General features: G+C 70.1%; 12 protein-coding genes and 2 pseudogenes. 11 read left to right on the forward strand and 3 right to left on the reverse strand.

Annotation, left to right across the window (positions count from 1 at the left end; genetic code table 11):
- Nucleotides 1-191: 191 nt before the first annotated feature.
- From NLX86_RS06830 to NLX86_RS06840, 3 genes and pseudogenes are all read left to right on the forward strand, one after another.
- A pseudogene (locus tag NLX86_RS06830) lies at nt 192-461 on the forward strand (2-oxoglutarate ferredoxin oxidoreductase subunit alpha); the annotation flags it as partial.
- Nucleotides 462-615: 154 nt separating this feature from the next.
- Complete coding sequence (locus NLX86_RS06835; protein WP_254370679.1) at nt 616-936, forward strand: nuclear transport factor 2 family protein; 321 nt, start codon at nt 616-618, stop codon at nt 934-936.
- Between the two features lie 4 nt (nt 937-940).
- A pseudogene (locus NLX86_RS06840) lies at nt 941-1,851 on the forward strand (alpha/beta hydrolase).
- Here NLX86_RS06840 and soxR read toward each other — a convergent pair.
- Nucleotides 1,838-2,293, reverse strand: coding sequence for a redox-sensitive transcriptional activator SoxR (soxR, locus tag NLX86_RS06845; protein WP_254370680.1), 456 nt, complete (start codon nt 2,291-2,293; stop codon nt 1,838-1,840). The pseudogene NLX86_RS06840 and the gene soxR overlap by 14 nt on opposite strands.
- Before the next feature lie 51 nt (nt 2,294-2,344).
- On the opposite strand from soxR, the gene NLX86_RS06850 reads away from it, so the two are divergent.
- From NLX86_RS06850 to NLX86_RS06865, 5 genes are all read left to right on the forward strand, one after another.
- Nucleotides 2,345-3,025, forward strand: a complete 681-nt coding sequence (locus NLX86_RS06850) for a DsbA family protein (RefSeq protein ID WP_254370681.1) — start codon at nt 2,345-2,347, stop codon at nt 3,023-3,025.
- Nucleotides 3,022-3,156 (forward strand): hypothetical protein, encoded by a 135-nt coding sequence (locus NLX86_RS34355; protein ID WP_302060998.1) that lies wholly within the window; start codon nt 3,022-3,024, stop codon nt 3,154-3,156. Before NLX86_RS06850 ends, NLX86_RS34355 begins: the two co-directional genes overlap by 4 nt.
- Nucleotides 3,157-3,166: 10 nt before the next feature.
- On the forward strand, nt 3,167-4,513 hold the full coding sequence (locus tag NLX86_RS06855; protein ID WP_308409550.1) for an MFS transporter: 1,347 nt from the start codon (nt 3,167-3,169) through the stop codon (nt 4,511-4,513).
- Nucleotides 4,510-5,310, forward strand: a complete 801-nt coding sequence (locus NLX86_RS06860; RefSeq protein ID WP_254370682.1) for a sensor histidine kinase — start codon at nt 4,510-4,512, stop codon at nt 5,308-5,310. Before NLX86_RS06855 ends, NLX86_RS06860 begins: the two co-directional genes overlap by 4 nt.
- A gap of 160 nt (nt 5,311-5,470) precedes the next feature.
- Entirely contained in the window at nt 5,471-6,118 is a 648-nt protein-coding gene (locus NLX86_RS06865; protein WP_254370683.1) for a ScbR family autoregulator-binding transcription factor, read from the forward strand.
- A gap of 68 nt (nt 6,119-6,186) precedes the next feature.
- On the opposite strand, the gene NLX86_RS06870 is transcribed toward NLX86_RS06865, so the two are convergent.
- On the reverse strand, nt 6,187-6,951 hold the full coding sequence (locus NLX86_RS06870) for an SDR family oxidoreductase (protein WP_254370684.1): 765 nt from the start codon (nt 6,949-6,951) through the stop codon (nt 6,187-6,189).
- A 149-nt stretch (nt 6,952-7,100) separates the two neighbouring features.
- On the opposite strand from NLX86_RS06870, the gene NLX86_RS06875 reads away from it, so the two are divergent.
- The gene (locus NLX86_RS06875) at nt 7,101-7,592 is read left to right on the forward strand and encodes a GNAT family N-acetyltransferase (protein ID WP_254370685.1); all 492 of its coding nucleotides are present in this window, start codon (nt 7,101-7,103) and stop codon (nt 7,590-7,592) included.
- A 29-nt stretch (nt 7,593-7,621) separates the two neighbouring features.
- Here NLX86_RS06875 and NLX86_RS06880 read toward each other — a convergent pair whose 3' ends face one another.
- Nucleotides 7,622-8,254: a TetR/AcrR family transcriptional regulator gene (locus NLX86_RS06880; protein WP_254370708.1), complete on the reverse strand. Its 633-nt coding sequence runs from the start codon at nt 8,252-8,254 to the stop codon at nt 7,622-7,624.
- A 79-nt stretch (nt 8,255-8,333) separates the two neighbouring features.
- Between NLX86_RS06880 and NLX86_RS06885 the strand changes: the two genes are divergently transcribed.
- Nucleotides 8,334-8,816, forward strand: coding sequence for a VOC family protein (locus NLX86_RS06885; RefSeq protein WP_254370709.1), 483 nt, complete (start codon nt 8,334-8,336; stop codon nt 8,814-8,816).
- Nucleotides 8,776-10,878, forward strand: a complete 2,103-nt coding sequence (recQ, locus tag NLX86_RS06890) for a DNA helicase RecQ (RefSeq protein WP_254370686.1) — start codon at nt 8,776-8,778, stop codon at nt 10,876-10,878. Before NLX86_RS06885 ends, recQ begins: the two co-directional genes overlap by 41 nt.
- Nucleotides 10,879-10,937: the final 59 nt, after the last annotated feature.

Consider the following 10,937-nt stretch of genomic DNA (forward strand, 5'->3'; position numbering starts at 1 on the left):
CTCAACCGCCAACAGTTCCTCACCCCTTGGGAGAACTCCATGTCAGCCCCCGGCATCCGCGTCGCGGCAATCGCCGGAGCGTCCGGGACGGCCGCTTCGGCCCGGTCGTCTCGAGCTGGTTCGTCGACCGGGCCGAACAACACGGCGGTTTCGAGGTCGACATCGTCGACCTCGCCGAGGCGGACCTGCCGGTGATCCTCCCGTCCTTCGGCAGCGAGCCGTCGCCCGAGGCGGCCGCCGCGGTCGCTGTGATCATCCGTTTCGCGGGTGACTCGGGTGACGGTATGCAGCTCACCGGTGACCGGTTCACGTCGGAGACGGTGTCGTTCGGCAACGACTTGTCGACGCTGCCGAACTTCCCGGCCGAGATCCGGGCCCCTGCCGACACGCTGCCGGACGTCTCGTCGTTTCAGCTGCACTTCGCCGACCACGACATCCTCACCCCCGGTGACGCCCCGAGCCACAACCCCATCGGGGTACTCCGCAGCGTCGACCGGCCCGTCTACGACACCCAGATGGCCGACCAACTCGACGCCGCCATCGAACACAACGGCAAGGGCGACCTGTCCGCCCTCCTCACCGGAAACGACACCTGGACGGTCACGGGAGCACACCATGACTTCGACCGATGACGAGATCACCGCTCTGCGCGACCGACTCGGGGAACTGACCGACCGCGCCGAGCTCAGGGACCTGTTCGACCGGTACGTCGTCTCTCTCGACCTGATCGGCGAACGGGACTACGACGACGACTGGTTCCGCACCGTCTTCACCGACGACGCCACGTTCACCTTCCCCATCGGCGACCAGCTGGCGGTTCGACGACGTGGCCTTCCACGTCGTATGGGCCACCGGAGAGCCGCTGCCGTCGATGGCCCATACGACGTACTGACTGAACCCACTCAGAAGGGCCTTCGCCGCCCGAGGAGCGACTGATCGCATGACCGAGTTGCCGAGTACGAAACCTTCACGGGTGCGTGAGATCACCCTCGACGCGGATGGCATCCCGCTGTCCGGACTGCTCGCCGAGCCTCCGCAAGGTCCGCCCCGGGCCGTGGTCGTCGCCGTGCACGGCGGCGGCATGCGCGCCGGGTACTTCGACAGCCGGGCCCGCCCCGGGCTGTCGCTGCTGGAACTCGGGGCCGAACTCGGCTACACCGTGCTGGCCGTGGACCGTCCGGGTTACGGGCGGTCCGCCGCCCAGCTGCCGGCCGGCCAGGTACTCGCCGAGCAGTCCGTGACGCTGCACGCCGCCCTGGCCGACTTCGCCCGCCGTCACCCGCTCGGCGCAGGCTATTTCACGGTGGCCCACTCCAACGGCGGCAAGCCCGCCCTGGCGGCCGCCGCCGACGAGGGCGGCGACACCCTGCTGGGGCTGGACATCTCCGGCCTCGGCCTCGCCTACGCCGTCGATCTGCCGCAGCTTCCCGGCGCGGACCTGCATGGGGAGTGGCGGCGGCACTGGGGCGCGCTGCGGCTCTACCCGCCGGGCGCCTTCCAGCAGGGCCGCTCCCTGGTCGCCCCTGTTCCCGCGCTGGAGGCCGCCGAACTGCCGCTGTGGCCCGAGCTGTATCCCGGTATCGCGGCGCGGGTGGGCGTCCCGGTCCGTTTCACCTTCGCGGAGCAGGAGCAGTGGTGGCGCCACGACGACGAGGCGCTGGACGCCATGGCCGGGCTGCTGGCGGCGCCGAAGGTGACGTTCGCGCGGCAGCCGGACGCCGGACACAACATCAGTCTCGGCTGGCGGCTCGCACATACCACTTCCGGGCCATGGCGTTCCTGGAGGAGTGCCTGCTGGCGCGCGACGCCGCGGTTCCCGTCAGGACTCCCTCAGGCGTCAGGACTCCATGAGCCGCCGTGCGCCGGGGCCCTGCTCCGCGAGTACGTCGTCGGGGTTGGCGAGCGCGCACTTGCTGATGGACATGCAGCCGCAACCGATGCACTCGCTGAGCTGGTTCCGCAGGCGTTCGAGCTGCCGGATGCGTGCGTCGAGGTCGTCGTGCCAGTGCTGGGAGATACAGGCCCAGTCCTCCCGGGTGGGGGTGCGGTCCTCGGGCAGCAGGCCGAGGGCGTGACGCACGTCCGCGAGGGGGATGCCGACCGCCTGCGAGGCCCGTACGAAGGCGACGCGGCGCAGGGTGTCACGGGTGTAGCGGCGCTGGTTTCCGGCGGTGCGGCGGCTGCTGATCAGCCCCTCGCGCTCGTAGAAGCGCAGCGCGGAGGCCGGTACTCCGCTGCGTGCGGACAGCTCTCCGACCGTGATTTCCGGAACCGCCGATGACGTCTCAGGCATACCAGAACAGTAGCTTGACTTAAACCTCTGTTTAAGTTGGAGGGTTGAACCATGGATCTGAACACACGTACTCCGCGCACGGTCGAGTTCGTACTCGACCTCATCTGCGTCCACTCGTACATCGCGTTCACCCGCTTCTCCCGGGCGGCCGCGCTCTACCGCGACGCCGGGGGCGTGGTCGACATCGTCTTCCGTCCCTGCCAGGTCGCCCCCGACGCACCCGCCTCCGGCCGGCCGCTGTTCGAGGTGCACAAGGCGGCCTTCGGCGAGCAGCAGGCCCGCGCCATCGCGCAGGACACCTCCTTCGGCGCCGAGGACGGCCTGCGGGTGGACTTCGAGCGGGCCGTGCACACCAACACCTTTGAGGCACACCGGCTGCTCGCCACCGCCGCCTCCCAGGGCGCCGGCGAGGCCATGGCGGAGCGCCTCTTCCGTGCCTACATGACCGATGGCCTGAACATCGGCGATCCCGGCACCCTGGCGCGCCTGGCCGCCGAGATCGGGGTCGGGGTCGAGGTCGAGGTCGGAGTCGGAGTCGAGCAGAGCGAGGACGGTGCGGCCGCGCTCACTGCCGAACTGGACCGGATGCGCGGCCTGGGCATCACGTCGGTGCCTCTCATCCTGTTCGACAACGGAACGGCCTTCTCCGGCTCCCAGCCGGAGTCCGTCTACCTCAAGGCCCTCGCCACGCCACCCGTCCCCGCCTCCGCCTGGAAAGGCCGACATCGATGACACCCGCCACACTCGAACGTGAGGCCGTCCTGCTCCGCGACGACGCCGCCGAGGCGGCACCTCCGGTCCTCCTCGCGGGAGAGGACGACGAGGCCGCCGCCGACCCGCACATCGTCCGCGGCATCGACTGAGGGGCAGCCGGTGAAGACGTTCAAGCGGATGTTCGAGGCCCTGACGGTCCGCAACTTCCGGCTCTTCGCCGTGGGCCAGCTGCTGTCCGTGACGTGCACGTGGATGATGTTCATCGCTCAGGACTGGATGGTGCTGTCCCTGTCCGGGGACTCCGCGACCGCACTCGGCCTGGTGACCGCACTGCAGTTCACGCCGATGCTGCTGCTCACCCTCCTCGGAGGCCGGCTCGCGGACCGGTACGACAAGCGAGGGCTGCTCGTCGGGGCGAATCTCGCCTCCGGGGTGCTCTCCCTGCTGCTCGCCATCATGACCTTCAGCGGTGGTGTGCAGCTGTGGCACCTCTATCTGTTCGCGGCAGGACTGGGCACCGTGAACGCGGTGGAGGCGCCCACCCGGATGGCGTTCGTCAGCGAGATGGTGGGCTCCGAGCTGCTGCCGAACGCCTCCGCGCTCAGTGCCGCGTACTTCAACGCCGCGCGGGTCGTCGGCCCGGCCCTGGCCGGACTGCTCATCAGCCGGTTCGACACCGGACCGGTGTTCCTGCTCAACGCGCTCAGCTATCTGGCCAGCGTCGTCGCCCTGCTCCTGATGAACCCCGGCGCCCTGCACCGCGCGGCCGAACGCTCCCGCCGTACAGGGGTGCTGGACGGGCTGCACTATCTCCGGAGCCGGTCCGATCTGCTGCTGCCGATCGCCCTGGTCGGAGTCGTCGGCATGTTCGGCTTCAACTTCCAGTTGACGCTGCCCCTGCTGGCCAAAACGGTGTTCCACGCCGAGGCCTCCTCGTTCGGGCTGCTGGCCAGCGCGCTCGCCGCGGGATCGCTGCTCGCGGCCTTCGCCACCACGGCCCGCCGGTCGCGGCCGTCCGCCGCCGTGGTCATCGGAGCCGCCCTCGCCTTCGGGGTACTGGAGACCGTCGCCGGTCTGGCCCCGACGTTCACCGTGGCGCTGTTCCTGCTGGCCGGCACCGGCTTCGCCTCGATCTACTTCGCGCAGGCGGCGAACCACCGGATCCAGCTCGGGACCGATCCGGCGTACCGGGGCCGGGTCATGGCTCTGTACACGGTGATCCTGCAGGGCTCAACCCCGGTCGGAGCCATGTTCATCGGCTGGCTCGGCCAGCACTGGGGAGCCCGCTCCGGGTTCTACGCCGGAGGTCTGGCCACCCTGGTCGCGGCGCTGGCGGCACTGGCGTGGCACCTACGCCGGCCGGACGGCCGGAAGCCGTCCTCCGGGGACGAGGAGGATCAACGGCAAGGACCATCGGCTCGATCCATTGAAAACCGCCAGCCCGGTTTGTTAGTGTCCTCGTTCCCGGATATCCCGGATTCCCGGACCAATGGGGACGACCGTTGAGCGCCACTTCCGCTCCCGCACATCAGCACGGCACGGCATGGCTGGAGGCCGTCATGGGTGACGGCTTCACCGCGACACTGCAGGACGGCCTCAACCGCTCCCGGTACAGCCGCACCCGGCAGCCGGCCGACCTCAACGGCCCCTCCGCCGCCGCCCTTTCCCGCATCGCGGCCGAGCCGGACCACGGCGACCGCGTCTGGTCCGAGCGGCGCAGACCGGCCCGCGAGGTCCACGACGAGCTGGGCACCGCCCTCTCCACCGCCGCGCGCCGGATCGAGCTGCACGCCATCGAGACCGCGGAGACCTCCCACCTCGACGCCGCCCGGCACGCGATTCAGAAAGCCATCGACATCACCCGCAGGCTGACCGGCGGCCTGCAGGAGCAGACCGTGCTCCGTCCGCTGATCCAGGTGCTCCAGGAGTTCGCGGCCGGCGCCGCCCCGGAATCCACCCAGGTCCGGTTCAAGACCACGGGGGACGAGCGCCTGCTGTCGGATGTCTGCCGCCGGGAGCTGTTCCTGGCGGTACGGGAAGCGCTGCGGAATACGTTCCGGCACGCCCGCGCCGGACAGGTGACGGTGGCGCTGCGCTTCACCCGCCGCTGGGCGCACGCGGGCATCACCGACGACGGCGTCGGTTTCGACACCGGCGACCTGCTGGCGCCCGGCCACCGGGCTCCGGGCCTTCGGTCGATGACCGACCGTATCGACGATCTCTGCGGCCGCCTCACGATAGCGAGCACCCCGGGCACCGGCACCCGCGTCGAGGTCCATCTCCCGCTGCGCCCGCAGAAGTAGGGGCCGTACGACAGGATCCGTTCGACAAGGGTCGTACGACAACGGCCGTCCGAGGGAAGGGCCTTGCCGGAAGCTCCGGCAAGGCCCTCTCGCGGACCCGAACTCTCATCCGCCCGTCAGCCCGGCGCAACCGTCGGCACGGCGCAATGAAGGAGGCAGGATGGCCATGCAGGACCGGGCAATCCGTACTCGTCGGACGATCCTGAGCGCAGCGGCCCAGGTCTTCGAGAAGCAGGGCTATCAGGCGGCCACCATCACGGAGATCCTCAAGGTGGCCGGCGTGACCAAGGGCGCCCTGTACTTCCACTTCCAGTCCAAGGAAGAGCTGGCGCTGGGGGTGTTCGACGCCCAGGAGCCTCCGCAGGCGGTTCCCGCCCAGCCCCTCAAGCTCCAGGAGCTGGTGGACATCGGCATGGTGTTCAGCCACCGGCTGCGCACGAACATGCTGGCTCGCGCCGGCGTCCGTCTCTCCATGGATCAGCAGGCGCAGGGCCTCGATCGCAGCGGCCCGTTTCTGCGGTGGCAGGAGACGACCCTGAATCTGCTGACCCGGGCGAAGGAGAACGGCGAGCTGCTGCCGCACGTGGTGCCTGCCGAATCGGCCGACCTGTATGTGAGCGCCTTCGCCGGTGTCCAGGTGGTGTCCCAGACGCTCAGCGACTACAAGGATCTGGACCATCGCTACTCATCGCTTCAGAGGCACATCCTGCCCAGCATCGCGGTCCCTTCCGTGCTGGCCGCGCTGGACCTGTCCGTCGAGCGGGGAGCCCGCCTCGCCTCCGAGCTGAGCCCCGAGCCGGAGGACTGACCGTGTCATGAACCCGATGTCCGCGCAGGGCACGCCCGCCCTGCGCACATCGGCTCGCCGTCAGAGCCTCAGAGCCCTGTCCCGCCCGTGGCGTCGATGTACTGGCCGGTGATCCAGCGCGAGTCGTCGGAGGCGAGGAAGGCCACGATGTCCGCGATGTCGGCCGGCTGCCCGGTCCGGTCGAAGACGGAGTACGCGGCCAGGGCGGCCGCCGCTTCGGGGGTCTCGCGCCGCCTGGCGTTCATGTCCGTCTCCACGAAGCCGGGCGCCACCTCGTTCACCGTGATCCCCCGGCCGCCCACCTCCTTGGCGACGGCGAGGGTGAGCGTGTCCACGGCGCCTTTGGTCATCGCGTATGTGACGGACTCCGGGAACGCGATCCGGGTGGCGGCCGACGAGATGTTGACGATCCGCCCGCCGTCCCGCATCCGCTTCAGCCCCTGCTGGATGAGGAACAGCGGCGCCTTGACGTTGATGGCGAAGAGCCGGTCGAAGACCTCCGGCGTGGACTCGTCGATCCGCCCGGAGCCGCTGGCGCCGGCGTTGTTGACGAGAATGTCGAGCACGGGACGCTCCCCCTCGCCGGCCATGCCCGCGTCGAACGCCGCGTAGAGCGTCGCCACATCGCCGGGCACACCCAGCTCGGCCGCAACGGCGAAGGCCCTTCCCCCGTCCTTCCGGATCAGCTCGGCGGTCTCCTGGGCGGCCGGTCCGCTCGCGCCGTAGTGGACCGCGACCAGAGCGCCGTCCCGCGCCAGCCGCTGGGCGATCCCCCGCCCGATGCCGCGGCTCGCCCCGGTGACCAGGGCGGTCTTCCCCTCAAGTGCACGCATACATGGCCCCCCATGCGTATCGGCCCGATTGTCTCGTTGTCTCGTCAGGCCGTTCGATTCGTCGACGTCACGATACATTTCGGCCACGCACGCCGTAACCGGGGCAAACTCGTTCGCGCAGCGGCCGGCGGATCCGGTACAGAGACCCCATGACGACCTGGTCCCTTCGCCCCGAACGCTTCGACACCCCCGACGCGACCGCCCTGCGGCGCGACTACTACGACGAGGTCGCCGGCCGCTACTGGGGGCGTCCCGCGACCGCGGCGGAGATCGACGAGGAGCTCGCCGACGACGGAGTGGATCAACTCGCCGTCCCCACCGGTGAGTTCGTCGTCGGCCGGTACGACGGCAAGGCCGGATCCTGCGGCGGGGTGCTGCTGCTGGACCCGGAGACAGCAGAGCTGACCAGGGTGTACGTACGGCCCGCGTTCCGCGGCTCCGGCGGCGGAGCCGTACTGCTGTCCGCGCTGGAGTCCGCGGCCGCGGGTCTCGGCGCGCGGCGCATGGTCCTCAACACCCGGCTGGACCTGATCGAGGCCCGCACCCTGTACACGAGGAACGGCTACCAGGAGGTCCCGGCGTACTGCGAGGGTCCGTACATGGAGATCTGGTACGGCAAGGAGCTCCGGCCCCGTCCGTGACGCGAGCCGCACTCAGGGGCGAGCCGCGCTCAGGGGTCCGTGACCTCCGTGACCTCCGTGGCCTCCGTGGCCGCGGGCGCGCGCATTGACTCCAGCAGCCGGGTCAGCGCGGCGCGGGTGTCCGCCAGGTCCTGGGGATTCTCCGAGGTGGCCAGCCACAGGGCCGCCTCGTTCATCGCGCCCGAGAGCAGGTGGGTCAGCGGGACGACCGGCTGAGGGGGGATCGTTCCCTCCTCGATCAGTGCGGTGAGGGCTTCGGCCAGGTGGCGGGCCGAGGCCGCCTCGTCCAACGCGCGCCATTCGTTCCATCCCAGTACCGCGGGACCGTCCACGAGCATGATCCGCTGGATCTCCGGGTCGGTGCTCGCGGTGAGGAACGCCTGGCAGCCGGCCGTCAGTTGGTTCCAGGAACCGTCCTGGGACTCGGCGGTCGCCGCAACCTTTCGGCCCACCTCCTGCTGCACCTGTTCCAGCACGGCGCGGAACAGGTCGGCCTTGCTGTCGAAGTGGTGGTAGAGCGCGCCCTTGGTGACACCGGCGGCGCGGACGATCTCCGCCAGGCCCACCGCGCCGTAACCGAGCGTCGCGAACAGACGCCTGCTCTCGCGCAGCAGGGTCTGCCTGGTCTGCTCCCGCTGCTGTGCTCTGCCGCCCTGCGTCATCGCGCCCCATTCGTTGACATACCAGTGGTACGTCAATATTCTAGTTCGCATACCGATGGTACGTGAAGGAGATCTCGTGATGCTGACCAGCTTCTATCCCGTGATCTGCACCTCGCGGCTGAAGGAGTCCCGCGACTTCTACACCGGGCTGCTGGGGTTCGAGACGACGTTCGAGGCCGACTGGTACTTGAGCCTGCGGCGGCCCGGCGACGCACTGCCGTACGAGCTCGCCCTGCTCGACCACAGCCACCCCACCCTCCCCGAGGCGTATCGCGTCCCCGTGCGCGGGCTGCTGCTCAACTTCGAGGTGGAGGACGTGGACGCGGAGTGGGAGCGGCTTGTCGTCCGCGAGGGACTGACGGCCGAACTCGCGCTGCGCAGCGAGGACTTCGGGCAGCGGCACTTCATCGTGGCCGATCCCAACGGCGTGCTGATCGACGTCATCACGCCCATCGCGCCCTCGGAGGCGTACGCCGCGCAGTACGTCGGACAGTTGAACCGCCGGACAGTAGAATCGCCGGATGAGCGCCCCCGACCTCGACATCGATCCAGAGGCGAGTGACGCGCTGCGCGTACTGCACCGCGTCTTCGGCTACGACTCCTTCCGCGGCAGCCAGCAGGAGATCATCGATCATGTGGTCGGCGGGGGCGACGCGCTCGTCCTGATGCCGACCGGCGGCGGCAAGTCGCTCTGCTACCAGATCCCGGCGCTGGTGCGGAAGGGTGTCGGCGTCGTCGTCTCGCCGCTCATCGCCTTGATGCAGGACCAGGTCGACGCCCTGCGGGCGCTCGGTGTGCGGGCCGGTTTCCTCAACTCCACGCAGGACCTCGACGAGCGGCGGCTCGTGGAGGCCGAGTTCCTCGCCGGCGAATTGGACCTGCTCTATCTGGCACCGGAGCGGCTGCGCGTCGAGTCGACGGTACGGCTGCTGGAGCGCGGCACGATCTCGCTGTTCGCCATCGACGAGGCACACTGCGTGGCGCAGTGGGGGCACGACTTCCGGCCCGACTACCTCGCCCTGTCCGCGCTGCACGAGCGCTGGCCGGACGTGCCACGCATCGCGCTGACCGCGACCGCGACGGAGGCGACGCATGCGGAGATCGCCTCCCGGCTGAAGCTCCAGGACGCGCGTCACTTCGTGGCGAGCTTCGACCGGCCAAACATCCAGTACCGCATCGAGTCGAAGGACGACCCGAAGCGGCAGCTGCTGCACCTGCTGCGCACCGAGCACGCCGGGGACGCGGGCATCGTCTACTGCCTGTCGCGGGCGTCCGTGGAGAAGACCGCCGAGTTCCTGGTGAAGCAGGGAATCGAGGCGCTGCCCTACCACGCGGGGCTCGATGCGCGTACGAGAGCCGTCCACCAGGCGCGCTTTCTGCGCGAGGACGGGGTGGTGATGGTCGCCACGATCGCCTTCGGCATGGGCATCGACAAGCCGGACGTGCGCTTCGTCGCCCATCTCGACCTGCCCAAGTCCGTGGAGGGGTACTACCAGGAGACCGGGCGGGCGGGGCGCGACGGACTGCCGTCGACGGCGTGGCTGGCGTACGGGCTTCAGGACGTCGTCCAGCAACGGAAGATGATCGACAGCTCGGAGGGCGACGACGCGCACCGGCGCCGGCTCTCCGCGCATGTCGACGCGATGCTCGCGCTCTGCGAGACGGTGGAGTGCCGGCGGGTGCGGCTGCTCGCCTACTTCGGGGAGGAGAGCGGCGCGTGCGGGAACTGCGACACATGCCTGACGCCGCCGGAGCCCTGGGACGGCACGGTCGCCGCGCAGAAGCTGCTGTCGACCGTGGTACGGCTGAAGCGGGAGCGCGGCCAGAAGTTCGGGGCCGGCCAGATCGCCGACATCCTGCTGGGCAGGAAGACGGCCAAGGTCATCCAGTTCGACCATGACGCGCTGAGTGTGTTCGGCATCGGCACGGAGCTGCGCGAGGCGGAATGGCGGGGCGTGGTACGGCAGTTGCTGGCGCAGGGGCTTATCGCCGTGGAGGGCGAGTACGGCACGCTGGTGCTCACCGATACGAGCGGTGAGGTGCTGGGCGGACGGCGCGAGGTCCCCCTGCGACGCGAGCCGGAGAAGCAGGCGCGGGCGCGGGATCGGGTCGCGAAGACCGCCGCGAAGCGGGGCGCGGCGCCGGTCGATCTGCCGCAGGAGGCGGTCCCGGTGTTCGAGGCGCTGCGGGCCTGGCGGGCGGCCACGGCGAAAGAACAGGGCGTACCGGCGTATGTCGTATTCCACGACGCGACCCTGCGCGAGATCGCACTCACCGCGCCGTCGAGCCTCACGGAGCTCGGCACGGTGAGCGGGGTCGGCGAGAACAAGCTGGCGAAGTACGGCGAACAGGTCCTGGCCACGCTGGCTACGGCTGCCGCTACGGCTACGGGGGCGCCGCCCGCGGCTGCCGGAGCGCGGTCCCCGGCTGCGCCGTCCGGAGTGAGCGTCGGGACGCAGCCCGGGGCGCAGCCCGGGGCGCAGCCCGGGGCGCCGCAGTCGGAGACCCTGCCGGAGTCTCCGTCCGGGGCGCCGTCCGGAGCAGGCGACGGGGCGTCGTCCCGCCGGCCCGTCGGCGGCTCGTACGGGGAGACACGCCGCCCTGGGACCGTTCCTCTTGACTGAGCAGGAGTGAGCCCGCTCAGCCGCACGCCCCGAACGGTCTTGGGCGCACTGGTCCCCGG

Origin of the sequence: Streptomyces sp. A3M-1-3 (assembly GCF_024213665.1) — a bacterium.
Lineage (GTDB): Bacteria > Actinomycetota > Actinomycetes > Streptomycetales > Streptomycetaceae > Streptomyces.

Coding starts and splice junctions, on each gene's coding strand:
- NLX86_RS06835 (WP_254370679.1), top strand. CDS start 616: ATGACTTCGACCGATGACGAGATCACCGCTCTGCGCGACCGACTCGGG.
- soxR (WP_254370680.1), bottom strand. CDS start 2,293: ATGCCTGAGACGTCATCGGCGGTTCCGGAAATCACGGTCGGAGAGCTG.
- NLX86_RS06850 (WP_254370681.1), top strand. CDS start 2,345: ATGGATCTGAACACACGTACTCCGCGCACGGTCGAGTTCGTACTCGAC.
- NLX86_RS34355 (WP_302060998.1), top strand. CDS start 3,022: ATGACACCCGCCACACTCGAACGTGAGGCCGTCCTGCTCCGCGACGAC.
- NLX86_RS06865 (WP_254370683.1), top strand. CDS start 5,471: ATGGCCATGCAGGACCGGGCAATCCGTACTCGTCGGACGATCCTGAGC.
- NLX86_RS06870 (WP_254370684.1), bottom strand. CDS start 6,951: ATGCGTGCACTTGAGGGGAAGACCGCCCTGGTCACCGGGGCGAGCCGC.
- NLX86_RS06875 (WP_254370685.1), top strand. CDS start 7,101: ATGACGACCTGGTCCCTTCGCCCCGAACGCTTCGACACCCCCGACGCG.
- NLX86_RS06880 (WP_254370708.1), bottom strand. CDS start 8,254: ATGACGCAGGGCGGCAGAGCACAGCAGCGGGAGCAGACCAGGCAGACC.
- NLX86_RS06885 (WP_254370709.1), top strand. CDS start 8,334: ATGCTGACCAGCTTCTATCCCGTGATCTGCACCTCGCGGCTGAAGGAG.
- recQ (WP_254370686.1), top strand. CDS start 8,776: ATGAGCGCCCCCGACCTCGACATCGATCCAGAGGCGAGTGACGCGCTG.